Below are 24,025 nucleotides of genomic sequence, written 5' to 3'. Positions count from 1 at the left end.
TTCTTCCGTAACCTTCTTCTACCTTCTGTATCGATCTATTTTCTCTATCATATTACCATGAATCATCCCCTTGTTTTTCAGTCCCGCGTTTTTTTCCAAAATTCCGCAACCTTTTTTCATATGGAACGTAGTACATATTGGAAAAACACAAAGACGATGTAGGGGAGGATGACAGCATGTGGAAAAAAGGTAGTGCCCTGCTTCTCGCCCTGATGCTGCTGCTGACCGGCTGCGCCGGTGAAGCATCGCTCGTGCGTGACGCCATGGTGGCATCGCTGGAGAAGCAAAACTACGACTTTGAAGGGACATTCAAATTGACCGGCGACATTGACAAGCTGCCGGACGCCCTTGGAAAACAGCCGGACAAGGAATCTGCTGCAATCCTGGCCGCTGTAAAAGCAGGCGTAACCGTGAAAGGCACAGTGCTTGACACGAAAAACATGAAGTTCAATGTGGAAGTGAACGACGACAAACTGCTTCGCGAAAAACAGTTTTGGACCGGCGACAAAAAAGCCTCGCTGGAACTGGTGATCAACGACGGCAAGTTGTTTGCAAAAACGCCGCTGGATCAAAAGTACCTGCTGTTTGACACCAACGTGGCCAACGCGGCTGCTCTTGGCGAAAACGTCAAAGTGGATGCCGCCAAAATCAAAGAGTATCAGGACAAGATGAACAGACTGGCGATCGACTTCATGAAGAAGTACTTCGCTACATACGGCTACAAGCTGTCCAATGCAAAAAACCTGGGTACCGAAACCGTGCAGCTGCCCAACGGCGAAAAGGTAAAGGCAACCCACGTAGCCGTGAAGCTTGACGCCAAAGAACTGATCAACATGTTCTTCTACACCGCCAACGACGCGGTAACCAACCAGGAGGTCAAAAAGTTCGCCATCGATATGATGGTGCTCTCCAACAGCCTGAATGAAGAACTGCTCAACCCGGAAAAGAAAACCAGCGAAGCGGAAAAACGCGCGATCGCCGAAGCAATGGTAACCGCCGGTCTGGCAAAAGCCAAGCAATGGCTGGATACCGAGGGCAAAAAGCAGACACCGGAACAACTTCTGGAAAAGGCCAAACAAAATGGCTTCCATGGCGTGACGTTGAACATGGACTTCTACATCACCGAAGAAAAACTGCCGGTTCGTCAAAAGAGCACGCTGAGCGTTACCTTCCAGGCTCCGAAAATGAAACAGCCGCTGACCATCGGGCTGGAATCGGATCAGTACAGCTACAACTTCAGCAAAGCGACCAAGTACGACGTTCCGTCCAAAGACGCCGCTGTAACGCTCGACCAACTGAAACAAGACAAAAAAGCGTTCGACGCGTTCAATGAAAAAGGCTTCCTGCGCATGTTCGCAGAAAAAGCGCTGGAAGAGCACCAGTCCCTGGAGCAGTTCAAGGCAATTGAACAGGAGACGAAAAAGTAAGGAGATAACGTATAACAGGCATGGCGCCCAAAACGCCATGCCTGTTTTTTCTTTATATTTTTTATTCAGCCTACCGGCTCGCCGGAATGATCCCCCGCTCTTCCAGATAGCGCAGGACGATCCGGACCGACTCCTCCACCGACTGCGTGCCGCTTTCCACGACCAGCTCCGGGGCGAACGGTTCTTCGTACGGAGACGTGATTCCGGTAAACTCCGCAATCTCTCCGCTTCTCGCCTTCCGGTACAAGCCTTTCGGATCGCGCCGTTCGCACTCCTCCAGCGGACATTTGACGTAGATCTCCACAAATTCGTCCGGTTCCACCAGTCCCCTCGCCAGCTCGCGGTCCTCGCGAAACGGGGAAATGAAGGCCGTCAGCACGATCACGCCCGCGTCGACGAACAGCTTGGCCACTTCGGCAATCCGCCGGATGTTTTCCTTGCGGTCGGCCGGGCCGAACCCCAGCCCGCGATTCAGGCCGTGCCGAATGTTGTCGCCGTCCAGCACGTAGCTCTTCAGGCCGCGCTCGTGGAGCTGCTGCTCCACGGCGTTGGCCAGCGTCGACTTGCCCGCGCCGGACAGTCCGGTAAACCAGAGGATGCAGCTTTTGTGGCCGTTTTGCCGCTGCCGGTCCGCCTTCGTCACCGTCGTCGGATGCCAGACCACATGAGCGCTCGTCGTCTCTCTGCTCATCGCGTTTCCTCCCCTCTCCCCGTCAGACGGACAGCGCCTGCAGTCCTTCGATCAGGACCTTGGCGACTTCCGGGCGGCTGAACTCCGGCGGCGGCGCTTCCCCGCGGGAGAGCATCTCCCGCACCTTGGTGCCGGACAGCGCCACGTGATGTTCCGTGCCGTGCGGGCAGGTCTTGCTGGAGGCCATGCTGCCGCAGGCGCGGCAGTAGAAGCTGTTTTCGAAAAACAGCGGCGTGATGCCCAGCTCTTCCGGGGTGAAGCGCAGAAAGATGCGCTGCGCGTCGTACGTGCCGTAGTAATTGCCTACACCGGCATGGTCACGGCCGACGATAAAGTGGGTGCAGCCGTAGTTTTTGCGCACCAGCGCGTGAAAGATCGCCTCCCGCGGTCCGGCGTAGCGCATCGCGGCGGGAAACACGGCGAGCTGCACGCGATCGGCCGGATAGTAGTGGCGCAGCAGCACCTGGTAGCTCTCCATGCGGACGGCGGCGGGGATGTCGTCCGCCTTTGTCTCGCCGACCAGCGGATGGAGGAGCAGGCCGTCGACGATTTCCAGTGCCGCCTTTTGAATGTACTCGTGCGCGCGGTGAACGGGATTGCGCGTCTGGAAGCCGACCACGGTGTTCCAGCCCCGCTCGGCAAACCGTTTTCTGGTCTCGGCCGGGTCAAAGGTATGGGCGGCGAACACGCCTTTGTCAGGCCGTCTCACCAGCGTGATCGGACCGCCGAGATACACATTCGGCCGCTCCAGCAGCTTTTTTACCCCCGGGTGGTTGATGTCGTCGGTGCCGTACACCTGGCGGGCTTCCACCTGTTTGTCCGGACGGTAGATATCGCGCACTTCCAACAGGCCGTAAACGGTTCCTTGGTGCGACAGCCGCACGGAATCGCCGGCCTTCAGTCCGGCCGCATCCGCTTCCGCGACGGGCAGCGTGACGGGAATGCTCCACACCTGCCCGTTCGCAAGCCGCATCCGCTCCACGACCGATTCGTAATCACCGCGCTCCAGAAAGCCGGTGAGCGGGCTGTACGCCCCGATGGCGATCAGTTCCAGGTCCGCCAGCGCAAACGCGTCCAGTTCCACCTCCCGCACCGCCAGCGAGAGGTCTGCTTCCGGATCGAACCGGTTGATCAGTGTGCCGCCGTGTGGTTGGCTTGTCGTCATGTTCCTTCACTCCTTTGTATCGGATCGAGTTGCCGAAGCGGGCGCGACGTGCAGGCCGCATTCGGTCTTGCCCGTGTTCGCCCAGCGGCCGGCCCGCGCGTCCTCTCCTTCTTGGACAGCGCGCGTGCAGGGGGCGCATCCGATGCTGGGATACCCCTGGTCGTGCAGCGGATTGTACGGCAGGTCAAACGTGCGGATGTACTGCCATACCTCCTGCCACGTCCAGTGAATCAGCGGACACACCTTGAGCGAACGGAAGCGGTTGTCCCGGTTGATGTATTGGACGTGTGCCCGCGTCGGCGACTGTTCCCGCCGCAGACCGGACAGCCAGGCGACCGCCCCCTCCAGCACTGACGCCAACGGCTCCACCTTGCGCAGTTGACAGCACAGGTCGGGCTGCCGCTCCCACAGCGCCTCCCCGTAAGCGGCCGCCTGCTCGGCCAGGGAGAGCGCCGGTTCCTTGATCGTGATCCGCAGCGTCGGGTAGCGCTCCCGGACCCGTTTGATCAGGTCGTAGGTTTCGGCAAAGTGGAGATGGGTGTCGAGAAAAAACACGGGGGCGTCCGGCTTCACCTTGCTGATCAGATCGAGCAGCACGATGCCTTCCGCTCCAAAGCTGCAGGCGTACACCAGGTCGTCGCCAAACGTGCCGTACGCCCACTTGATCACGTCCAGCGCGTCTTTGCCCACCATCTCCCGATTGACAAAGGCGAGATCGGCATCCGTCGCCGATTCGTAATTCCAGTTCATATGCCTCCTCCTTGATCGTTGACCGAACTGTTTTCCCGGCGCACGCCGCTCCCATGGAAGTTGCCGTCCCGCTGGCGCCGATGTTTCTGGCGAACAACAAGGCAATGGTGATACCGCTTTTCGCCGTGGGACCACTACCGCCCATGGTGCTGGTACACATGCTCGGCATGTTGGGCCGTACGAACGCCGAGCGAGCGAATACCTCGCTGCAGTTCCTCCGCCAGTGCCGACGTTCCCCGCTCGCATAACACCGCCTGCCTCCAGCCCATGGAACGGGCACGGGCAGCCGTCTCTTCGCCGACACAGAGCAGCGGCCGGTCCTGCCACCCTTCTCCGGCGAACTGCGCCAGCGCCTCCAGATGGTACGGATCATCCGCCGCCAGCCAGTCGAATGTCCGGGCCCGCAGCAGCGGAGCCGCAGGATGGGAATCGCCCCATGCCAGACGGCCTGCGGAAGCCGTGCGCCAAACCACCCCGTCCGGGTACGCGACGATCCCGCTCGGGCCGCCGCTCAGGCACAGCACCCGGTCTCCCGGGGCGAGCGGCAGGTTCCGGTATACGGCGGCGAGCGGTTCGTTTGCGGCAAACAGCCGCTCCGCCGGCAGTCCCCGACTCTCGAGGGCCTGGGCAGTCCGTTCGCCCAGCGCGGCAATCCGGGCCTTGATCCGGCGGATATCGATCCGCCGTTCACGGAGCGTGCGGAAAAAGAAGTCCGCCTGCCGCTCGTCGGCAAACACCAGCCACCGGCATGCTTCCAGCTCATCGGTCAGGCGTACCGCGTCTTCATCAGCCCCCGCTGCCCGCGCGGCGACCGCCACCGGCAGGACATCGGCCCCCAGCGACTCCAACTCCGCCAACAGGCTCTCCCCCTGCTCCGCCGGATCGTCGGCGGCCGCGGCCACCGTCAGCCCGAACAGCGGCTTGCTCTCGTACCACTCGAGCGTATCGCGCAGCCTGACCACCTCGCCGATGACGATGATCGCCGGCGCGGAAAACTTCGCCTCCGCCGCCTGACGGTCGATGGTGGAAAGCACGCCGACCAGCGTCTGCTGCTCGCTGAGCGTGCCCCAGCGCACCAGCGCCACCGGCGTATCCGCCGCCTTGCCGTGCGCCAGCAGCCGCTCCCGGATGAACGACAGGTTTTTCACGCCCATGTAAATCACCAGCGTTTCGACAGCAGCCAGCGCCGCCCAATCCAGCTCCCTGCCCGCGTTTTGCTCGCACTGGTGGCCGGTGAGAAACGCCACCGCCGAGTTGTACTCCCGGTGCGTCAGCGGAATCCCCGCGTACAGCGGAGCCGCCACGCCCGAGGTGATGCCGGGCACGATGTCAAACGGAATCCCTTCTTTCCGGCACGCTTCCGCCTCCTCGCCGACCCGACCGAAGATGCTCGGATCGCCGCCTTTCAGCCTGACTACCAGGCGGCCCTGCTGCGCTTCCCGAACGAGCAGTCGGTTGATCTCCTCCTGGGGAAGCGAGTGGCGATCCGCTTCCTTGCCGACGTAGATCAGCCGCGCATCCGTTCTGGCGTGGGCGAGCAGCAGCGGATTGGCCAGCCGGTCGTACACGACCACATCCGCCCGTTTGATCGCCTCCCTGCCTTTGATCGTGAGCAGCTTGGGATCCCCCGGGCCGGCCCCCACAAACATGACGCTGCCTGTCTTCCTCATCAACCGCCCTCCTCGCTGTACCCGTTCCTTGTCTGACGCGGCAAGGCGCGCCGCCGCCGAGGCTTCGCTGCCGGGTTTCCCTGAGACGCGGCGGGAATGAGCCGCCGCGCCGTTGTTCCTTTCAAAACTGCGACGTTTCAATCACATAGCCCACGCCCTGCCGCCCCAGCGGCTTTTTTTCCACCAGGCTGAGCTGTTTGATCTGCGGCGGCGCCACCGTGTGCCGGAGAATGTTGTTCTCCGCCGAGCTGAACGCCCGTTCGTCCGACTGTGCGACGACCACGACCGTCAGCAGCCGGTCCGCCAGTTCCGCTTCCAATTTGTACAGATACGTTTCCGCTTGCTGTTCCGCCATCTCGTCTCCTCCTCGCCGCCGCTTACGCCGTCTGTAAAATCGCCTCCGCCTGCCGCTGAATCGCCTCGATTCCAACGCGTTCCACGTAGCGCCAGTACGGCTCCCCTTCCAGCCGCTCTTTCTTGTAGACGGTGATGAGCTGCGCCAGGAACGGTCCCAGCCGGTCGGCGGTAATGCGCACCTTCAACTTTTGGTTGAAGCGGGCGTCTTCCAGCGTGCCGCCGACGTGGACGTCAAACGCGTCCACCATTCCCTCCGGCGTTTTCACCAGCGCGCCCTGCAGGCCGATGTCGGCGATCTGCCGCTGGCCGCACGAGTTGGGACACCCCACCATGTGAATGCGCAGCGGCGTGTCCAGCGGCACGGTCGCATCCAGGTACTCCGCCAGCGCCCGCATCCGCTCCTTGGTCTCCACGATCGCCAGATTGCAGTATTCGATCCCCGTGCAGGAGACGGCATACCCGACGAATGTGTTGGGCTCCAGCTTGAACCGGCTGACCACGATCGGCTCAGCCCGGAACGCCTCCACTTTTTCCGCCGGAATGTTGCGGATCAGCACGTTTTGCGTGTTGCAGGTGCCGATCGTTCCGTCGCCGTACTCGTCCGCCAGCCGGGCCAGTTCCAGCAGTTCATCCGCGTTCATGCGGCCGATGGGCACCGACAGCCCGGCGTAGTAAAAGCCTTTCTGCCGCTGCTCGTGAATGCCGTAAAAGTAGCCGGCGTTCCAGCCCTTCAGCAGGTCTTCTCCCCTCGTCTCCAGTTCGCCGGTCAGCTTCAGCAGCTCTTCCTTGAACCGCTCCACTCCCCAGTCGGCGACCAGGAACTTGAGCCGGGCATGGGTCCGTTTGTACCGGTAGCCGTGGTCGCGGAACAGCGTGGTAACGCCGGCCGCCACCTTGACGACCTCTTCCGGGCGGACGAAGACGTCCAACTGCTGCGCCAGGTACGGTTTGGCCGACAGGCCGCCGCCGACCCAGACGTGAAAGCCGATGACCTCCTCCCCGCCGATCGTCTTTTTCGCCGGGGTAAACGCCAGGTCGTTGATCTGCGCGTGAGCCGCGTTGTACACGTTGGCCGAGATCGACATCTTGTACTTGCGCGGCAGGTTGGAAAAGTCCCGGTTGAGCAGAAAGAATTGCTCCAATTCTTTGACGATCGGACGCGTGTCCATCACTTCATGCGGATCGATGCCGGCGAGCGGATTGCCTACGATCGTCCGCGGACAGTCGCCGCACGCTTCGAACGAGGAAAGACCGACTGACCCCAGCCGCTCGAAGATGTCGGCGAGCGACTCCACGGTCAGCCAGTGGAACTGCACGGCCTGCCGCGTCGTCACGTCCACCAGGTCGCGGCCGTAGTCACGGGCGATGCCGGCCAGTACACGGGCCTGATCACTGGTCAAAATCCCGCCGGGGATGCGCACCCGCATCATGAAATGGCCGTCCTTGGGCCGCTGCTGGTAGACGCCCGCCCACTTGAATCGGTCGAAGTCGGAAGCTTCGATGGAGTCGTACCCCTGCTTCGAATAGGTGTTGATGATCGTCTCGATCACGTCCAACCCGTCTTTTTCCAGCTTGGTCAGCTCCACCTTGTTCAGGTTCGGGTCATCCGCCCATTTCCATTTACGTTGCTCGGCCATCGCCATACACGCTCCTTTGCGTTTGATAGTCCAACAAAAACGCTGCCTCCGCCGACTGTACGATCCACTCGCCGATCAGCGGGTGAGGCAGGTAGGCGCTGCCGTCGTACCGGTAGGGCACCCCCGCCAGCCGCTCCGGAAGAGCGCGGCGGGTAAAATACCCCTGGCTGACGAACAGCGGCAGCACGATCAGCTCGCCGCAAGCCGCAAGCTGACGGGCGCGGGTCGCGACCGTATCCGGCCGCAGCGTGGCATAGCCCGCAGCGGTGAAGTAAAAGCGGTTTTGCAGGCGGAACGTCAAGCGGTGCAGGAGACGCTCCCAGCGTTCCCGATACCCCGGCAGGTCGCTGCCGTGTCCGACGAGCAGTAGCGCTTCGCGGCGGGCATCGACGGACAGCGCCCGCAGCCGTTCACAGACGATCTGCTCCGCCAGCGGATGGTCCTCCAGCGGCGGACACCAGAGAAACCGGGCCCGAGTGGAGACAGGCCGGACTTCTTTTGGCAAAACAGCGTCCGGCTCCAGCCCGAGCATTCCCCTGATCTCGCTGACGTGTGTGCTGCCGGCGGTGACAAACAGCGGCACGGCGGCAATCGTCTCCACGCCCGCCCGCTCCAGGCGCTCCACTTCATCGGCGATGCCGCGCCCGTCCACCCCGCCCAAGTAGGCGACCCGAATCAACATCTGGCGGCGGTAGGGACGGACCGCTTCCTCCACCCGCTCCATCCAGTCGGGGTCGGGCGATCCGTGGGCGATGACCAGCACGGCCGCATGGGTCATTCGGCTTCCCCCTTTCCCCAAAATTTTTATAATTCCTATATAGTTACTTGGAATTATAGTGGCATCCACGCCGGCCGTCAACAAAAAAAGCGCCGGGCATGCAAGGCCCCCGCGAACGGCATGACATGCTTCGTTCGCAGGATCCTTGTGCACGCCCGGCACCCTATTGGTCACCGTCATCCGAACGCTCGCCCGGCCGGCAGCTGAATCTCGATCGTCTCCATGAACCCGCCGTCCTGTTCGGCTTTTCCTTTCGCGGACCTAGTAGCTGATCAGCGCCGCCATCAGGAGGCCGGCGGCAATACTCAGGCGGGACGTGAAGATCCCGACGGAAATGTTGCCCTTGGGGATTTCCGAGACCACTTTAAACGGGGTGAGCCATTCAAACAGATAAAAAACCAGCACCTGGAACACTGTGCCGACAATGCCCCAAATCACAAGGTCCCACAGGCTGACGGCGTGAAAAATGGCCGATGCCAGCACGAGTGCCAGACCGATGATCTTTCCGCCCAGATCGTGCGCCGCCGCCTTGGCTGCCGCCACTTTTTGCGGATCGTCCGTCTGGGCTCCCTCGCGGATCAGGTCGTACTCCTTGTACGGGGTGGTGACGGCAAAAACGAAAATCCCGAAGCCCATCAACGGCAGCGTCACCGCCAAATACGCGAGAAAATTACACACATACATCCACTGAGCCTCCATGTCGCTCCTCTCCTCTCGTTACCATGGCATCCCGACCGGCAGGTAATAGGACATGTTGTTGGTGATCGCGCCGCCGACGCGGGCGATGATCGCCGACGCTTCCCCGCCGATCCAGAACGAGCCCCAAAGCAGCCGTCCTTCATACGGCCCGTTGGCCGTCTCGACGGTCACGACGGGCAGTTCCACCCGCTTCTGGTAAATCATCGGCTGCTCCCAGTACAGCGTTTCGCCATCCCGCTCCACCGCTGTTCCGTCCGCATCGTAAAGCACGACGCCGCCGCCCTCCCGGCCGAAGATGGGCTTGCTGACGTAGGCCTCCGTTCCTCGAAAGCGGTTCTCAAAATAGGTAGGCAGCATGTGGGCCGCAATGCATTCCTGCTCGTCCGGGCTGAAAAATTCGCCGGACTCGTGCAGGCTCCAGATCAGCGCCTGCAGCGCTTTTGTCTGTATGAGAAAGGCGGACGGCGGGTTGATCACCGCCAGCTTCCGCTCCGCGATCAGCCGCAGCACGTGGGCGCCGGTGGGATAGCCGTCCGTGTCCGTCTCCTCCGCCAGCTTTTCCAGGGCGTGCAGGCGGTACAGCACGTCTACCGGATGCAGCCGCTCGCCGTCCAGCACGTACAGCCCATCCTCCCAGACGCGCAGCTTCTCCAGCGGGGCAAACCGGGCCGGCAGCCCGGACTGGCGCATCAGATACAGCGTGGTTCCCTTGTCCTCCTCGTGCCAATCCAGCGAACTGAACCAAATGTGCCTGACCGCGTGCCCCTGTCTGCGGTACGCCCGGATGATGCCGCGAAACGCAGCGGCAATCTGTGCGGCCATCCCTTCGTTGGGATTTTTCACGCCGAAAAAGCGGCAGGCGTGTTCGTTGACACAAAACGCCTCGACGATCCCGGTCGGCGTGTCGCTGTTACACTCCAGCATTTTCAGCCCATCGTCCGTCTCGGCAAAGTCAAACCGGCCGATTACTGTGGGACTGATGCCTGCTACGGCGACGCGAACCGCAGCCAGCGCTTCCTTCGGCACCCCCAGTTCCAGGAGCAGCTCGTCATCCGCCTGCTGCAGCACGGGTACCACCTTGGCGAAGACGCGCCCGAGCCTGGCCGTCGCCTCGGCCAACCGTCGCCGGAGATCGGGCGAAATTTCCCGGAGGCAAGCCAGGGCATACTCTTCTCCGTACAACCAATCCCAGGTAAAGACACCGCTCGCCCTGAGCGGTCCGTACAGCTGCTCGCGCCGATTCAGATAGTCTGTCATCGTTACCCCGAACTGGTGAAGCCCGAGCTGCCGATGCCGCCCTTTGCCCCGGAAGAGCCGCTCGTCACTCCGGTGTAATGCCGGTTGTACTTGTTCTTGCCGTCGATGTGCACGTACGACCTGCCTGTCGAGCTGCCGCTGCCGCCGCCGTCGCAGGAGCCGTCGTCGTTTTCGTCGTAGCAGTCGTCGTCGTAATAGGCGTTGTTATCAGCCGCGCAGCCCCCGACGGCCAATGCGGCCGCAATGAACAGCCCGGCCACCTTGGCTGTTTTGCTCATCCCCACCTGTCTTTCCCCCCTTACGATGCCGACAGCGCGTAAAAGACGTACACGCGCCTGTCTTCGTCCACTTCCGTCGAAGTCTTCTCCCACTCGCGCCCATCGACGTACAGATAGTCGCTTTGCAGGTGCAGGAGCGCGTCGTCGTCATCTTTGAAATAATACGTATGCACCAGCGGATAGACGGAGACGCCGTCGCGGTACTCCCTGAGTTCAATCTGGATGCTTCCCCAGCGGGCGGCCTCCGTCTTTTCGTAGTCGACCGCCTGTTCCTCCGTGGAACGCTTGACGTAGATGACATAACAGCCGGGTTCGACGGCGCAGGACGTCTTTTCGTAGACGACGTGTCCCTTGACGAGATAATCGCAGGCAAACCGCAGGGATACCTCATCCTTCCCGATCTGGTCGTAGTAGAACAGGACGGGATAGCCATTGGCTTCGTCCAGCAAACGGTACTCCAGCCGTACCACGTGCAGCACCTCTCATTCCCCATGAAATAACAGTGACACCATTTTCTACGCAGAAGGAACGGTCTGGTTTCGCAGGGACCGAATCAACTGCCGTCCCCTATCCGCCAATCAAGCCGCAAATCCGTTCATGAAGCCGTCCGTTGCTGGCCACCAGCGACGGGAAGCGATCGGCGCTGAACGATTCGTGCCGGTACGGGTTCCCCTCCCAATCCGTTACGGCCGCCCCCGCCTCCTGGGCAATCAGGATGCCGGCCGCCACATCCATGATGCCGGAGCGCTGCATGACGATGTAGTCCAGCCACCCGTTTGCCAGGAGGCACCAGTCCAGGGCGGGAGCGACGTTGCGCATCAGCCGCTTGGTGTTCATCGCGAACGGACGGGTAAACGCCCACTCTTCCTCCTTGGTCACCGTGTCGCGGCCGCGAATGTACGTGCCGACCGCTCTCGTCAGATCGTCCCGCTCGTTGACGGCAAGGCGTCTGCCGTTCAAAAACGCCCCGTTTCCCTTCTCCGCCCAAAACATCTGGCCGGCCACCGGGTTGTACACCACTCCCAGCACGATTTCGCCTCTGTGCTGCAGCGCGATGGAGACGGAGAAGTAGGGAAAGCCGATAAAGTAATTGTTGGTGCCGTCCAGCGGGTCGACGATCCAGAGGTATTCCTCGTCGCCCTCCACCATGCCGATTTCTTCGGAATAGATCGCATGCGCGGGAACATGACGGCGCAGCACCTCGATGATGCGCCGTTCGCTTTCCTTGTCTTCCGGCAGCTTTACGTCGTTGTGCAGTTCCTCATCGGGCACGAGCCGCTCCAAAAACCGCTCCTGCAAAAACGCGCCCGCCTGGCGTGCGGCTTCCTTGGCAATGTCCAGCATGGTGCTCCATCTCCTTTTCCCTGTCGTCATCCATGGTTTTCCCTTGCGTTTTGCCTGGTTTTTTTCCTATGATAAAGAGACACCCGTTTCCGAGGCCCCATCAGCCGCTTGGCGGTCGCGTACTGCGCCGCGCAAGCCATTATCGGGCGGAATCCCGTTCCCCGCTTCCGGACGGGACCTTCTGCCGCAGGAGGGGAAACCAAATGAACAGCGATTTTATTCGTCTAAAAAATTTGGAAGGCGAACTGAAGCTGACCCAGATGAACAAGAACCTGGGCTGCTCCGTCACCAGCAAAGAACTGGTGTTTCAAAAGCCGCACATGACCTACCATCTGTTTTTACACGACATCGTCAGCATGGTGCCGGTGAAGCTGGACAGCACGCCGATCTCGTTCCGTCACCAAAACGAAGTGATTCAATCCGCGTTCGGCTCCGATTACTACAAGCTGTCCGTGAAGTGGGCGCGCATCGTCACCCGCTCGGGCGTCGTCGAACGGGAAAACATGGAGTTCATCGTCCCGCTCTCCGGCAAAATGCTGTCGTACATCGCCCAATACAGCGGCCTCGTGGCCATCACGTAACATGAAAAACCTCTATGCCGCCCAGGCGTGCATAGGGGTTTTTCGTTTCGCGGCCCGCTTTCGCCCGTTTCGCCCTACCGTTTCAGGACGATGAACGTGCCGGTGCCGTGGGCGATCAGCCGGTTCCGTTCGTCGTACACGCTGCCCTGCATCACGACCAGCGTCTGCCCGCGATGCAGAAAGCTGGCTTCCGCACGCAGCCGCTGCCCTTTGCCCGGGCGCAGGTAGTTGGTCTTCAGTTCGGTCGTCACCGCGTACCGGTCGGGGGGCAGGCTGCGGTTGACCAGGGAGCCCATCGCCGAATCGATCAGCGTCGCCAGGATGCCGCCGTGAACGACGCCCAGCGAGTTGTGCATGAACGGCGTCAGCGGCACGTCAAAGCGGTAGGTGTTTTCGTCGACAAATTCGCCTTTCAAGCCGAGAAAACCGGACAAAAAGGCGCTGTTCCGCTCCCGCCGCTGCCGGATGGCCTGCACCGCCAGCGCCAGAATCTGCCGCTCCTCGTCGCTCCCTTCTTCCCAGATCGTTTTCCACTCTTCGTTCATCTCTGTTCACTCCACGCCAAAAAACGTTCACTTCCTTATTCTAGAACAATGGCGGTGCAATTTCACGCTCCGCTTTTTCGCCCGCGCTGAGAAGTTCTGAGCGAATGTTCAGACTCTTATGGTTGTTTGTATTTGTGAAAAAGTGATAAGATAGTTCAAAACACGGCAGGTTTTTTCGACTGGAAAGGAGTTTTACACAGTGGTCAAACGTAGAAGCGACATGATCAAGAAAGGCTTTGACCGCGCCCCGCACCGCAGTCTGCTGCGCGCGGCCGGTGTAAAAGAGGAGGATTTTGACAAACCGTTTATCGCCATCTGCAACTCGTACATCGACATCATCCCCGGCCATGTGCACCTGCAGGAGTTTGGCCGGCTCGTCAAGGAAGCCGTGCGGGAGGCAGGAGGCGTACCGTTTGAATTCAACACGATCGGCGTGGATGACGGCATCGCGATGGGACACATCGGCATGCGGTACTCCCTGCCCAGCCGGGAAATCATCGCCGACAGCCTGGAGACGGTCGTCTCCGCTCACTGGTTTGACGGCATGATCTGCATTCCCAACTGCGACAAGATCACTCCCGGCATGATGATGGGCGCGCTGCGCGTCAACATTCCCACCATTTTCGTTACCGGCGGTCCGATGAAGGCGGGCAAAACCAGCGACGGCCGCTCCATCTCGCTCTCGTCCGTCTTTGAAGGCGTCGGGGCCTACCAGGCCGGCCTGATCGACGACAAGCAGTTGGAAGAGCTGGAGCAGTACGGCTGTCCGTCCTGCGGCTCCTGTTCCGGGATGTTTACGGCAAACTCGATGAACTGTCTGGCCGAAGTCCTGGGCCTCGCCCTCCCCGGAAACGGCACCATTCTCGCCGTCTCTCCGGAGCGCCGGGAGCTGGTCAAGGCGTCGGCGAAAAAGCTGATGGAGCTGATCGAACGCGACATCAAACCGCGCGACATCGTCACGCTGGAAGCGATCGACGACGCGTTCGCGCTGGACATGGCGATGGGCGGCTCCACCAACACCGTGCTGCACACGCTCGCCATCGCGCAGGAAGCGGGCATCGAGTACCCGATCGAGCGCATCAACGAAGTGGCCAAACGCGTCCCGCACCTGTGCAAGCTGGCCCCCGCCTCCGACTACCACATCGAGGACTGCCACAACGCAGGGGGCGTATCGGCCATCCTGAAGGAAATCGCCAAAAAGCCGGGGACGCTGCACCTGGAGCGCATCACCGTCACCGGCAAAACGCTGGGGGAAAACATCGCCGAGGCGGAAATCAAGGACGACAAGGTCATCCGCCGTCTGGACAACCCGTACAGCGAGTCGGGCGGCCTCTCCGTCCTGTTCGGCAATCTGGCTCCGCAGGGTGCGATCATCAAGACGGGCGGCGTCGATCCGTCGATCAAGCGGCACGAAGGACCGGCCATCTGCTTCGACTCGCAGGATGAAGCGCTGGCCGGCATCGCGGGCGGCAAGATCAAGCCGGGCCACGTGGTCGTCATCCGCTACGAAGGCCCCAAGGGCGGCCCCGGCATGCCCGAAATGCTGGCGCCGACCTCCCAGATCGTCGGCATGGGGCTGGGCAAAGAGGTGGCGCTCGTCACCGACGGCCGCTTCTCCGGCGCCTCCCGCGGCATCAGCATCGGCCACGTCTCGCCGGAAGCGGCGGAAGGCGGACCGCTCGCCTTCGTCCAGGACGGCGACATCATCAGCATCGACCTGGAAGAGCGCTCCATCCACCTGCAGGTCTCCGCTGAGGAACTGGAGCGCCGCCGGGCCAACTGGAAGGGCTTCGAGCCGAAGGTAAAAACCGGCTACCTGGCCCGCTATTCCAAACTGGTGACCAACGCCAGCAAGGGCGGCGTGCTGAAAATCTGAAATCGGTACAGAACGACACGGGCACCTCTTCGTGAGGTGCCCGTTCTCGATTCGGGTTCCGGTCTCCCGCCGCTTTTCCCCTCGGCGGGTTCTGACGGGCGGTCCCAACACGCAAGGGGCCGCCCCCGTTTGTTCATTCTCCATGCAGATGACAGGCGACAAAATGTTCGTGCCCGTCGACAGCCTTTAGCGTTGGCCGAACCACCTTGCATGTCTCCATCGCATGCGGACAGCGCGTGTGGAAGGCGCATCCCGCCGGTGGATGGGCCGGGTTGGGCACGTCGCCCGTCAGGATGATGCGCTGCCGTTTGGCGTCCGGATTGGCCACGGGAGCCGCCGACAGCAGCGCCTGCGTGTAGGGATGGGCCGGCGAGGCGTACAGCGATTCCTTCGGCGCCAGCTCCACCAGCCGTCCCAGGTACATGACGCCGACGCGGTCGGAGATATGTTTGACCACGCTCAGGTCGTGCGAAATGAACAGGTACGTGAGGCCAAACTGTTCCTGCAAGTCCTGCAGCAAGTTCAAAATCTGCGACTGGATGGAGACGTCCAGTGCCGATACCGGTTCGTCCGCGACGATCAGCGAGGGGCGCAGGATCAGCGAACGGGCGATGCCGATCCGCTGTCGCTGGCCGCCGCTGAATTCGTGCGGATACCGGTTGGCGTAATGGCCGCCCAGCCCGACAATCTCCAGGATCTCCTCCACCTTTTTCAGCCGCTCCTGTCTGCTCCCGATCCCGTGAATCTCCAACGGCTCCTGCAGGATGTCGCGAATCTTCATCCGCGGATCGAGCGACGCGTACGGGTCTTGAAAGACGATCTGCAGTTCCTTGCGCAGACCGCGCAGTTCGGCGGCCGAGAGGTTGGTCAGATGTTTTCCCTTGTACAGCACCTCTCCGCCCGTGGGAGGCAGCAGATGCAGGATGACCCGGCCTGTGGTCGATTTGCCACAGCCGCTCTCGCCAACCAGACCGAGCGTCTCTCCCCTGCGGATGGAAAAGGAGACGCCGTCCACCGCCTTGACAACCGAGGCGGGCTGAAACCACTTTTTTTGGACCGGGAAGTATTTTTTCAACTCACGAACCTGCAGCAATACGTCCGACATCCGTTGTTCCCCCTTTCTCCGCCAGCCAGCAGCGGCAGCGGTGACCTGCCTCCACTTCCTTCAGCGGCGGATTGTCCCTGCACATTTCCTGGGCGTAGTCGCAGCGGGGAGCGAAGCGACAGCCTGCAGGCATCTTCGCCGGATGGGGCACGGTGCCGCGAATCGAATAGAGCCGGCTTTTCTGCTGGTCGAGGGTGGGGATCGAGGCGATCAGCCCTCGCGTGTACGGGTGCTGCGGGTGTTGAAACAGCTCACGGACGGGCGCTTCTTCGATGACCTGGCCGGCGTACATGACGATGACCCGGTCGCACATCTCCGCCACCACCCCCAGGTCGTGGGTGATGAAAATGATTGAGGTCCCCTGCCGCTCCTTCAACTGCCGCATCAAATCCAGAATTTGCGCCTGGATCGTCACGTCCAGCGCCGTCGTCGGCTCGTCGGCAATCAGCAGCTTGGGGCTGCACGACATCGCCATGGCAATCATCACCCGCTGGCGCATGCCGCCCGAAAGCTGGTGGGGGTATTCCTTTGCAATCTCCTCCGCCCGGGGAATCCCGACCGTCCGCAGCATCTCCACGGAGCGCTGCCGGGCCTCCCGTTTGGACAGGCCGAGGTGGAGGCGGATTTGTTCGTCCAACTGCTCGCCCACCGTGAAAACCGGGTTGAGCGAAGTCATCGGTTCCTGAAAGATCATCGCGATCTCGTTGCCGCGAATCTTTTGCATTTCCTTGGGCGTCATCGCCGTCAGCTCCCGTCCCTGAAACCAAATGCGGCCGCCGCTGACCCGCCCGATCCCTTTCGGCAAAAGCCCCATGATGGATAGCGACGTCACGCTTTTGCCGCAGCCGGACTCGCCGACAATGCCAAGCGTCTCTCCTTCATGGACCACAAAGTCTACACCGCTGACCGGATGAACCTCCCCGTCATCGCTGCGAAATGTCACCTGCAAGCGCTCCACCTGCAAAATGGGCTGCATCTCTGTCACACATCCTTTCCGAAAGCGGCGGAAAGAAGCGCCACCGCCAGGATTTGCGCCCCGTTCACCAGCGCGCCGGTGTCAAACCGCATCTGCGGATGATGGAGGCCGGGCTGCAGGTCGCAGCCGAGCCCCAGCATGGTCGCCGCCAGCTGCGGGTTGTGATAGCTGTAAAAGTGGAAATCCTCCCCGCCGGGCGTCACGCACGGCGGCGCGACATTGTCCGCTCCGAGCACGGCGGCAATCGCCTGCCGCATCAGCCGGATCGCCCGGTCGTGTGCCGTCGCGGCGGGGACGGAGCCGGCCAGCTTCCACTCGATCGGCGTTCCCGTCAGCGCAGCCACGCGCTCCAGCACGATTCTCGTCTTCTCCTGCAGCTCGTCCATGCCGGCGTTGGTCTGCGCCCGCAGGTCCAGCTTGAAGGAGGCGCGGTCGGGAATGACATTGGACGTTTCTCCTCCGGCGGCGAGCTGGGTCATTTTGACGGAAAACGGACAGCCTGCTTCAAGGCGAATGGCCGTAAGCGAATGAACCAGCACGGCAGCGGTTTCAATGACGTTTTTGCCCCGCTCCGGCCGCGACGCGTGCGCCTGCAGACCGAAAATGTCGCCGTGGATGGAGGCGCTCGCTCCGTGCAAAATGGCGGGAGCGGCCGTTCCGTTGGGCAGTTCCATGACCGGGCGCAGGTGGACGCCAAACAGGAGGTCCACGCCGTCCAGCGAGCCATCCCGCATCATCTGCAGGGCTCCGCCCACCTTTTCCTCTGCCGGCTGAAACATGAAGCGAAGCGTGTATTCCGGCTGCACCTCACAGGCGGCCAGAGCCAGAGCGGCATACAGGACCATCGTGCTGTGGCCGTCGTGGCCGCAGGAGTGATTGGGCCGGAGGATGCCGTCCACCTCCTGTACCAGCGCGTCCATGTCGGCCCGAAGCGCCACGACCCGCTCCCGCCGCCCGGCCACGTCCACCGTCAGGCCGTAGTGGTCGGGGTACGTCCGCACACGAAGGCCCGCCGCCCGCAGGCGGTCAGCCAGATACCGCGACGTTTTCTCCTCCTGCCAGCTAGGCTCAGCCAGCGCGTGCAGGTCGTGATACGTGGCAATGATCTCGTCCCGCCGCTCTTTCAGATAGTGGCAAACCGCTTGAACGCTGCTCATGGTCTTACCCTCTCTTCATCACGTTTACCGCCGTTGTGTACTTGTCCAGCAGGTCCGGCACCGGCGCAAATCCGATGCCCGGCGCCTGGGGAACGGCGATCGTGCCGTCGGCGGCCACTTCCACCTCAGGGTCGATGATGTCTTCCTGCCAGTACCGCGACGAGCCTGCTGTGTCGCCGGGCAGCGTGAAGTTGGGCAGGGTGGTCACGGCGATGTTGTGCGCCCGGCCGATGCCCGATTCCAGCATGCCCCCGCACCAGAGCGGAATCCCCTTTTCCACGCAGAGGTCGTGAATCCGCTTCGCCTCCGACAGTCCACCGACGCGTCCCACCTTCATGTTGATGATCCGCGTGCTGCCCAGCTCGATCGCCTTGCGCGCATCCTCGTACGAGTGGATGCTTTCGTCCAGACAGATCGGCGTTTTCAGCTCCCGCTGCAGCTTGGCGTGGTCGATGATGTCGTCGTGGGCCAGCGGCTGTTCGATCATCATCAGGTCAAATTCGTCCAACTGCTTCAGCACGTCCACGTCCCGCAAGGTGTAGGCGGAGTTGGCGTCCGCCATCATCGGAATGCCGCCGAAGCGCTGGCGAAGCGCACGGATCACCTCCACGTCCTTGCCCGGCGCAATCTTGATTTTCATCCGGCGGTAGCCCAGCTCCAGGTATTTCTCCACGTTGCGGAACAAATCGTTGATGTCCGCCTCGATCCCCAGGCTGACGCCCACTTCGATCCTGTCCTTGGTGCCGCCCAGCGCTCGGGCCAGCGGAATGCCCTGCTGTTTGGCGTACAGATCCCAGTACGCGCCTTCGAGGGCGGATTTGGCCATGTTGTTGCGGCGAATCGGGGCAAACAGGCGCCCCACCTCGTCGGGATGGGCCAGCTCTCCGTATTCGAACAGCATCGGCACGAGGAAATCCTCCATGATGTGCCAGGCCGTTTCCACCGTCTCCTCGCTGTAGAGCGGCTCGCCGGAGACGACGCACTCCCCGTAGCCGACGAAATCCCTGGTGTGAACCTCCACCAGGATAAAATCGCGGACGGTCTGGGTGCCAAAGCTGGTTTGAAACGGTGATTTCAGTGTCATACGCATTTTTCGGAGAACGATCTTTTCGGCTTTCATGCAGCAAGACTCCCTTTCCCTAACGTTTTTTGGGTCAGTCTACCTTGGGATCGAGCAGGTCGCGGATGCGGTCCCCGGCGAGGTTGATCCCCAGCACCGTAATCAGGATGGCGATGCCCGGCAGCGTCGCCAGCCACCACGCCGTGGCGATGTACGGACGGCCCGTGCTCATCATGAACCCCCAGCTCGGCGTGGGTGAACTGACGCCCAGGCCGAGAAAGCTGAGGGACGACTCCATCAGGATCGCCCGCGCCATCGCCAAGGTTGCCAGCACAATCACGGAGGGCAGGCAGTTGGGCAAAAGGTGTTTCCAAATGATCCGCCAATGGCGGCTGCCCAGCGCGTAGCCGGCCTGGATGAATTCCTGCTCCCGCAGATTGATCACCTCGCTGCGAACCAGGCGGGCGTACTGCGTCCAGTCGGTCAGGCCGAGCACCAGAATCATGTTGAGCAGACTGGGCCCCATCACGGCGATTGTGGCCAGCGCCAGCAAAATAAACGGAAACGCCATCATGATGTCGATCACGGTGGAGATGGCAAAGTCGGTTTTGCCCCGAAAGTAGCCGGCAAGCATGCCCAACGCGGTTCCCAGAACAAGCGAGATGACGACGGCAAAAAAGCCGACCGCAAGCGAGATCCGCGAGCCGTAAACGAGGCGCGCCCAGACGTCCCGTCCTACTTCGTCGGTGCCCAGCCAGTGCTCCCAACTTCCCCCCTCCTGCCAGACGGGCGGCTGCAGTTTCTTCTCCAGATGGACGTCAATCGGGTCGTGGCTGGTCAAGAGCGGAGCGGCGATGGACATGAGCGTGATCATGACCACCATCGCCAGGCCGATTATGCCGACGGGATTTTTCACAAATTTGCGATACGTGCGCTTCCACTCGGAAACGGGCGGCTGTGCGGTTTCCGCAAGCGGTCGGTCGGCGGTTTGCACCCCCAAGTCGTTCATCGTGTTTCCTCCCCGTTAGCCGGATTTGATCTTCGGATTCAGATGGCGATACATGGCGTCAACGCTGAAGTTCATCGCGGCGACAATCAAGGCCAGGATGACGACGCACGCCTGCACCAGCGGGTAATCGGCGGTGTAGATGGCCTTGACGACGAGCTGGCCGACGCCGGGCCAGGCGAACACTGTCTCTGTCACAACCGCTCCGCCCAGCAGTTTGCCGATCTGAAACCCGATGACCGTAATAATGGGAATGGACGCGTTTTTCAGTGCGTGTTTATAGATCACCACCCGCTCCGCCAGGCCTTTCGATCGGGCCGTCCGGATGTAGTCCTGCTGCAGCACCTCCAGCATGCTGGAGCGGACGATCCGCAGCGTCGTCGGCGCCACCCAGACGGCCAGCGTAAAGGCGGGCATCAGCAGATGGGCCCAGGTGCCCCTGCCGGAGACGGGCAGCCAGTGAAGCTTGACCCCGAACAGCAGCATCAGCATAATCCCCGTCCAGAAGATGGGCATGGACTGGCCGAGAAAGACCGCCACGGTGACCAGGTTTTCCGACAGGGAGTTGCGGTTCACGGCGGAGTAGATGCCGAGCGGAACAGCGATCAGCACGCTCAGCAGCGTGGCGAACAGCGTCAGTTCCAGCGTGGCCGGCATGCGCTCCAGAACGACCTGAAGCGACGGTTGGTGAAACTTCAGCGACTCCCCGAAGTCTCCTCGCACCGCCTGAGACAAAAAGTTGATGTACTGTTCGGACAGCGGCCGGTCAAACCCCATCTGGTGACGAAACGCCTCGATTTCCTCCTGCGTGGCTTCCGGCGGCAGCATCAGCAGCACGGGGTCTCCCGACAAGTGAATGAGAAAGAACGCGATTGTCGAAATGCCGAACAGCACAAGCACGATCCGCAGGCACTGCGTGGCCAAGGTCCCCATTCGATGTTTCCCTCCTTTCCGGTGAAACGGGGGAGCGATCCCCCCGGCTATTGTTTGATGTCGATCTCGTACGCGAAAATCCGTTCATCGGCGCGTGCCTGGAAATCAAGTCTCGTGTTGTATGCCTGGTTGTCCATGGGCGAGAACAGGAAAATCCACGGCGCTTCCTTGTGCAGCAGCTGCTGCGCCTGGCTGTACAGCGCCTTGCGTTTTTCCTGATCGACCGACGAGCGGGCGTCCGTAATCAGTTGATCCAGCTCCGGCGTGTGGAAGTACGTGCCGTACACCCCTTCGCTGTGGAACATCGGCTGCAAAATCGCGTCCGCGTCATACACGGAGTAGCTGCCCCAGTGGCCCAGACGAAACGGCAGGTCGCCGGCGCGCTGCTTCTCCACAAACGAACTGGATTCCGGATAAAATTTGGCCTTGGCCTTGATCCCCACCTTGCTGAGATCGGAAATGACCGCGTCGACAATCTGCTGGCCGATTCCCGGCGTGAAGTAGTGGATCTCCGTTTCAAAGCCATCGGGGTACCCGGCCTCCTGCAGAAGCGCCTTGGCCTTGGCCGGATCGTACGGATACGGTTGAATCCCCGCATCGAAGCCGAAGTGGTTGGGGTTTACCCCCGCCGGTGTGCGCACGGCCTTGCCGCCTAGTACTTTATTGACGATCGTGTCAATGTCGACGGCGTAGTTCATCGCCTGTCTCACGCGGACGTCGTCAAACGGTTTTTTCCGGGTGTCAAACGCCAGGTAGTAGACACGCAGCAGCGGCGTCGAGGTGACGGCAAGCTGCGGGTTGCCTTCCAGTTGTGCCAGCATGTCGGGCGGAACCATGCGGATGATGTCCACGCCCCCGCTCTGCAGCTCGGCGATTTGCGTCGCCACCTCCGGAATGACGCGGAAGGTGACTTTGCCGATTTTCGGCGCTCCCTTAAAGTAGTTGGGGTTTGCCTCCAGCACGATTTTGTCCCCTTTTACCCACTCGACGAACTTGTACGGACCGGTTCCTACCGGTTTTTCCGCGAAGCCCTGGTCTCCCACCTCCTGCAGGTATTTCGGCGGGACGATGCTGAGGTAGAACAACCGGTGCGGCAGCAGGTTGTACGGCTCTTTCGTCTTGATTTCCACCGTATACGGGTCGATTGCGGTGACCGTGGAAATGGCGCTGATATTTCCGCGCTGCGGACTCTTCTGCTGTTCGTTCAGCACCCGCTCCAGCGAAAACTTGACGGCCTCTGCGTCAAGCGGTTCCCCGTTGTGGAACGTTACCCCCTTGCGCAGTTTGAACACCCAGGTCAAATCGTCCTTTCGCTCGTAGCTCTCCGCCAGCCCCGGTTCGATTTTCAGATCGCGGGAGAGGTACAGCAGCGAGTCAAAGATGTGCCAGTTGATGGTGATGGCGTTGGGTTCATTGTGCATGTGCGGATCCATGGTGGGGACGTCGGAATCAAAAGCCACGACCAGTTCCTTCTGCCCCTCCGAAGTAGACGACGAAGAACAGCCGGCCAAGACGAAGACAATCGACATGATGGCAGCCAACAGACCGGGCAGTCTCGCTTGTTTCATTGATATACCTCCTTCACAAAACTCGTATTATTCATAATAAACTGAATATTTAACCCAAAAAGAAAACCAGCACAATCACCTCCCTTTCTGATTCGATCCGCTTATTCCACGAAAACGTCCCAACTGGAGTACAACAGCTCCAATTGTTTCATCCTCTTCTGGGGGCGCGTGTCCGTTTTGACTGTGATGGCGGCAAACAGCAGGTTGAGCAGGTTGATGACGGACGCGTTGGAGTATTGTCCCGATTCGATGTTGATGTCGGTGATAAACACCAGGTCGGATAGGCGCCCGACAGGCGAGAGGAGACGGTCGGTGGCAGCGATGAGCCGGGCCCCCATTCGCTTGCAGGCTTCCGCCACCCGGACGCTTTGCCTGGTATAGCGCGGAAACGAGATGATCAAGACGACGGAGCGTTCGGTTAAGCTGACGATCCTCTCCTCGGTCTCGCCGCTGAACGGAAGCAGCAGTACGTCCGGGCGGATCATGCGCAGCATGAAGGAAAACCAGTGCGCGGCCGCGTACGAAGCGCGGTAGCCGACGACCAGCACCCGATCCGCTTGCAGCAGCCAATCGACGGCTGTCCATACGTCCTGCTCATTGAGCTGGTGAAGGGTTTGGCGCAAGATGGCGATATCCCGCTCGATGACCCTGGCAAACAGGTTTTGCTCCTCTCCCGAGGGAGGGGACGAATCGGCCAGCCGGGCGGTATTCGTTTGCAGCACGTGCTGCTGGATGGCGGCCTGCATCTCGGAAAAACCGCCGAAGCCCAGGGCGTAGGCGAAGCGGATCACGGTGGTTTCGCTGACGTCCGCTTCCCGACCGATCTGTACCGCGGTGCTGAACGCGACCTTCTCAATGTTTTGCAGCAGATACTCCGCCACCTTTTTTTGCCCTGGTGACAGTTGGGCAAAGGACTCCTTGACAAGCTGATCAAACGACATGCGAACGTCTCCCACCCTCTTTTGCAGGATGAAATCCTTCATGTTTTGTCTATGATGCATGAAATCCTTCAGGAAGGTTACTCCTTTTATACCACACAAAATGTCGATAGAAAATAGCTTACATTTTCATTTTTCAGAAAATATTTTTTCTCCATAAAAAAGCCCCCTCCGCCGAAGGGGCTTTATGCACTTGCGGGATTGGGCCGGCGCGCCGCGCCGCGATT

The 24,025-nt window shown here is 61.0% G+C and carries 24 protein-coding genes; 3 read left to right on the top strand and 21 right to left on the bottom strand.

Annotated elements, in window-relative coordinates:
- Positions 1-176: 176 nt before the first annotated feature.
- Positions 177-1,427 (top strand): hypothetical protein, encoded by a 1,251-nt coding sequence (locus M516_RS0108005; protein ID WP_029098662.1) that lies wholly within the window; start codon positions 177-179, stop codon positions 1,425-1,427.
- 70 nt (positions 1,428-1,497) lie between these two features.
- Here M516_RS0108005 and cysC read toward each other — a convergent pair whose 3' ends face one another.
- The 12 genes from cysC to M516_RS0107945 all read right to left on the bottom strand — a co-directional run bounded on the left by cysC (position 1,498) and on the right by M516_RS0107945 (position 12,053).
- Entirely contained in the window at positions 1,498-2,118 is a 621-nt protein-coding gene (gene cysC, locus M516_RS0108000; protein WP_029098661.1) for an adenylyl-sulfate kinase, read from the bottom strand.
- Positions 2,119-2,140: 22 nt separating this feature from the next.
- Positions 2,141-3,283 (bottom strand): sulfate adenylyltransferase, encoded by a 1,143-nt coding sequence (gene sat / locus M516_RS0107995; RefSeq protein ID WP_029098660.1) that lies wholly within the window; start codon positions 3,281-3,283, stop codon positions 2,141-2,143.
- 6 nt (positions 3,284-3,289) lie between these two features.
- Positions 3,290-4,033, bottom strand: coding sequence for a phosphoadenylyl-sulfate reductase (locus M516_RS0107990; RefSeq protein WP_029098659.1), 744 nt, complete (start codon positions 4,031-4,033; stop codon positions 3,290-3,292).
- Positions 4,034-4,167: 134 nt separating this feature from the next.
- Complete coding sequence (cobA, locus tag M516_RS23025; protein WP_051188139.1) at positions 4,168-5,703, bottom strand: uroporphyrinogen-III C-methyltransferase; 1,536 nt, start codon at positions 5,701-5,703, stop codon at positions 4,168-4,170.
- A gap of 121 nt (positions 5,704-5,824) precedes the next feature.
- Positions 5,825-6,058: a DUF3906 family protein gene (locus tag M516_RS0107980; protein ID WP_029098658.1), complete on the bottom strand. Its 234-nt coding sequence runs from the start codon at positions 6,056-6,058 to the stop codon at positions 5,825-5,827.
- A gap of 22 nt (positions 6,059-6,080) precedes the next feature.
- Entirely contained in the window at positions 6,081-7,697 is a 1,617-nt protein-coding gene (locus tag M516_RS0107975; RefSeq protein ID WP_029098657.1) for a nitrite/sulfite reductase, read from the bottom strand.
- Positions 7,681-8,475 carry a sirohydrochlorin chelatase gene (locus M516_RS0107970; RefSeq protein WP_029098656.1) on the bottom strand — a complete coding sequence of 265 codons (795 nt, stop codon included), beginning with the start codon at positions 8,473-8,475 and terminating at the stop codon, positions 7,681-7,683. The genes M516_RS0107975 and M516_RS0107970 overlap by 17 nt, the downstream gene beginning before the upstream one ends.
- 261 nt (positions 8,476-8,736) lie before the next feature.
- On the bottom strand, positions 8,737-9,174 hold the full coding sequence (locus M516_RS0107965) for a DUF350 domain-containing protein (protein ID WP_029098655.1): 438 nt from the start codon (positions 9,172-9,174) through the stop codon (positions 8,737-8,739).
- 18 nt (positions 9,175-9,192) lie between these two features.
- Positions 9,193-10,431: a glutathionylspermidine synthase family protein gene (locus M516_RS0107960; RefSeq protein WP_029098654.1), complete on the bottom strand. Its 1,239-nt coding sequence runs from the start codon at positions 10,429-10,431 to the stop codon at positions 9,193-9,195.
- Between the two features lie 2 nt (positions 10,432-10,433).
- Positions 10,434-10,709 (bottom strand): hypothetical protein, encoded by a 276-nt coding sequence (locus M516_RS0107955; protein WP_035289282.1) that lies wholly within the window; start codon positions 10,707-10,709, stop codon positions 10,434-10,436.
- Between the two features lie 20 nt (positions 10,710-10,729).
- Complete coding sequence (locus M516_RS0107950) at positions 10,730-11,179, bottom strand: hypothetical protein (RefSeq protein WP_029098652.1); 450 nt, start codon at positions 11,177-11,179, stop codon at positions 10,730-10,732.
- Between the two features lie 97 nt (positions 11,180-11,276).
- A complete protein-coding gene (locus M516_RS0107945; RefSeq protein WP_029098651.1) occupies positions 11,277-12,053 on the bottom strand; it encodes an inositol monophosphatase family protein in 777 nt (258 codons plus the stop codon).
- A gap of 203 nt (positions 12,054-12,256) precedes the next feature.
- Here M516_RS0107945 and M516_RS0107940 point away from each other — a divergent pair, with 203 nt between their 5' ends.
- Positions 12,257-12,634, top strand: coding sequence for a hypothetical protein (locus tag M516_RS0107940; RefSeq protein ID WP_029098650.1), 378 nt, complete (start codon positions 12,257-12,259; stop codon positions 12,632-12,634).
- A gap of 74 nt (positions 12,635-12,708) precedes the next feature.
- On the opposite strand, the gene M516_RS0107935 is transcribed toward M516_RS0107940, so the two are convergent.
- Positions 12,709-13,179, bottom strand: coding sequence for a PaaI family thioesterase (locus M516_RS0107935; RefSeq protein ID WP_029098649.1), 471 nt, complete (start codon positions 13,177-13,179; stop codon positions 12,709-12,711).
- 199 nt (positions 13,180-13,378) lie between these two features.
- Between M516_RS0107935 and ilvD the strand changes: the two genes are divergently transcribed.
- Positions 13,379-15,055: a dihydroxy-acid dehydratase gene (gene ilvD / locus M516_RS0107930; protein WP_029098648.1), complete on the top strand. Its 1,677-nt coding sequence runs from the start codon at positions 13,379-13,381 to the stop codon at positions 15,053-15,055.
- A gap of 133 nt (positions 15,056-15,188) precedes the next feature.
- On the opposite strand, the gene M516_RS0107925 is transcribed toward ilvD, so the two are convergent.
- The 8 genes from M516_RS0107925 to M516_RS0107890 form a co-directional block, all read right to left on the bottom strand.
- Complete coding sequence (locus tag M516_RS0107925) at positions 15,189-16,160, bottom strand: ABC transporter ATP-binding protein (protein WP_029098647.1); 972 nt, start codon at positions 16,158-16,160, stop codon at positions 15,189-15,191.
- On the bottom strand, positions 16,132-17,136 hold the full coding sequence (locus tag M516_RS0107920; RefSeq protein ID WP_029098646.1) for an ABC transporter ATP-binding protein: 1,005 nt from the start codon (positions 17,134-17,136) through the stop codon (positions 16,132-16,134). The genes M516_RS0107925 and M516_RS0107920 overlap by 29 nt, the downstream gene beginning before the upstream one ends.
- A gap of 5 nt (positions 17,137-17,141) precedes the next feature.
- A complete protein-coding gene (locus M516_RS0107915; RefSeq protein ID WP_035289084.1) occupies positions 17,142-18,293 on the bottom strand; it encodes a M20 peptidase aminoacylase family protein in 1,152 nt (383 codons plus the stop codon).
- Positions 18,294-18,297: 4 nt separating this feature from the next.
- The gene (menC, locus tag M516_RS0107910) at positions 18,298-19,413 is read right to left on the bottom strand and encodes an o-succinylbenzoate synthase (RefSeq protein WP_029098644.1); all 1,116 of its coding nucleotides are present in this window, start codon (positions 19,411-19,413) and stop codon (positions 18,298-18,300) included.
- 34 nt (positions 19,414-19,447) lie between these two features.
- Entirely contained in the window at positions 19,448-20,362 is a 915-nt protein-coding gene (locus M516_RS0107905; protein ID WP_029098643.1) for an ABC transporter permease, read from the bottom strand.
- A gap of 15 nt (positions 20,363-20,377) precedes the next feature.
- Positions 20,378-21,292 (bottom strand): ABC transporter permease, encoded by a 915-nt coding sequence (locus M516_RS0107900; protein WP_029098642.1) that lies wholly within the window; start codon positions 21,290-21,292, stop codon positions 20,378-20,380.
- A gap of 47 nt (positions 21,293-21,339) precedes the next feature.
- On the bottom strand, positions 21,340-22,860 hold the full coding sequence (locus M516_RS23020) for an ABC transporter substrate-binding protein (protein ID WP_051188138.1): 1,521 nt from the start codon (positions 22,858-22,860) through the stop codon (positions 21,340-21,342).
- A 101-nt stretch (positions 22,861-22,961) separates the two neighbouring features.
- Entirely contained in the window at positions 22,962-23,861 is a 900-nt protein-coding gene (locus tag M516_RS0107890; RefSeq protein ID WP_238550933.1) for a MurR/RpiR family transcriptional regulator, read from the bottom strand.
- Positions 23,862-24,025 lie beyond the last annotated feature (164 nt).

It is taken from the genome of Brevibacillus thermoruber 423 (assembly GCF_000454065.1).
In the GTDB taxonomy this organism is placed as follows: Bacteria; Bacillota; Bacilli; order Brevibacillales; family Brevibacillaceae; genus Brevibacillus; species Brevibacillus thermoruber.
This window is presented reverse-complemented; position numbering and strand designations above follow the sequence as displayed.

Bases quoted from the DNA above. Each gene is read 5' to 3' on its own strand.
- M516_RS0107935 (WP_029098649.1), bottom strand. From the start codon at position 13,179: ATGAACGAAGAGTGGAAAACGATCTGGGAAGAAGGGAGCGACGAGGAG.
- M516_RS0107890 (WP_238550933.1), bottom strand. From the start codon at position 23,861: ATGCATCATAGACAAAACATGAAGGATTTCATCCTGCAAAAGAGGGTG.
- M516_RS0107990 (WP_029098659.1), bottom strand. From the start codon at position 4,033: ATGAACTGGAATTACGAATCGGCGACGGATGCCGATCTCGCCTTTGTC.
- cobA (WP_051188139.1), bottom strand. From the start codon at position 5,703: ATGAGGAAGACAGGCAGCGTCATGTTTGTGGGGGCCGGCCCGGGGGAT.
- M516_RS0107970 (WP_029098656.1), bottom strand. From the start codon at position 8,475: ATGACCCATGCGGCCGTGCTGGTCATCGCCCACGGATCGCCCGACCCC.
- cysC (WP_029098661.1), bottom strand. From the start codon at position 2,118: ATGAGCAGAGAGACGACGAGCGCTCATGTGGTCTGGCATCCGACGACG.
- M516_RS0107980 (WP_029098658.1), bottom strand. From the start codon at position 6,058: ATGGCGGAACAGCAAGCGGAAACGTATCTGTACAAATTGGAAGCGGAA.
- M516_RS0107920 (WP_029098646.1), bottom strand. From the start codon at position 17,136: ATGCAGCCCATTTTGCAGGTGGAGCGCTTGCAGGTGACATTTCGCAGC.
- sat (WP_029098660.1), bottom strand. From the start codon at position 3,283: ATGACGACAAGCCAACCACACGGCGGCACACTGATCAACCGGTTCGAT.
- M516_RS0107925 (WP_029098647.1), bottom strand. From the start codon at position 16,160: ATGTCGGACGTATTGCTGCAGGTTCGTGAGTTGAAAAAATACTTCCCG.
- M516_RS0107960 (WP_029098654.1), bottom strand. From the start codon at position 10,431: ATGACAGACTATCTGAATCGGCGCGAGCAGCTGTACGGACCGCTCAGG.
- M516_RS0108005 (WP_029098662.1), top strand. From the start codon at position 177: ATGTGGAAAAAAGGTAGTGCCCTGCTTCTCGCCCTGATGCTGCTGCTG.
- M516_RS0107965 (WP_029098655.1), bottom strand. From the start codon at position 9,174: ATGGAGGCTCAGTGGATGTATGTGTGTAATTTTCTCGCGTATTTGGCG.
- M516_RS0107905 (WP_029098643.1), bottom strand. From the start codon at position 20,362: ATGAACGACTTGGGGGTGCAAACCGCCGACCGACCGCTTGCGGAAACC.
- M516_RS0107900 (WP_029098642.1), bottom strand. From the start codon at position 21,292: ATGGGGACCTTGGCCACGCAGTGCCTGCGGATCGTGCTTGTGCTGTTC.
- M516_RS0107975 (WP_029098657.1), bottom strand. From the start codon at position 7,697: ATGGCCGAGCAACGTAAATGGAAATGGGCGGATGACCCGAACCTGAAC.
- M516_RS0107915 (WP_035289084.1), bottom strand. From the start codon at position 18,293: ATGAGCAGCGTTCAAGCGGTTTGCCACTATCTGAAAGAGCGGCGGGAC.
- M516_RS0107940 (WP_029098650.1), top strand. From the start codon at position 12,257: ATGAACAGCGATTTTATTCGTCTAAAAAATTTGGAAGGCGAACTGAAG.
- M516_RS0107955 (WP_035289282.1), bottom strand. From the start codon at position 10,709: ATGAGCAAAACAGCCAAGGTGGCCGGGCTGTTCATTGCGGCCGCATTG.
- menC (WP_029098644.1), bottom strand. From the start codon at position 19,413: ATGAAAGCCGAAAAGATCGTTCTCCGAAAAATGCGTATGACACTGAAA.
- M516_RS0107945 (WP_029098651.1), bottom strand. From the start codon at position 12,053: ATGCTGGACATTGCCAAGGAAGCCGCACGCCAGGCGGGCGCGTTTTTG.
- M516_RS23020 (WP_051188138.1), bottom strand. From the start codon at position 22,860: ATGAAACAAGCGAGACTGCCCGGTCTGTTGGCTGCCATCATGTCGATT.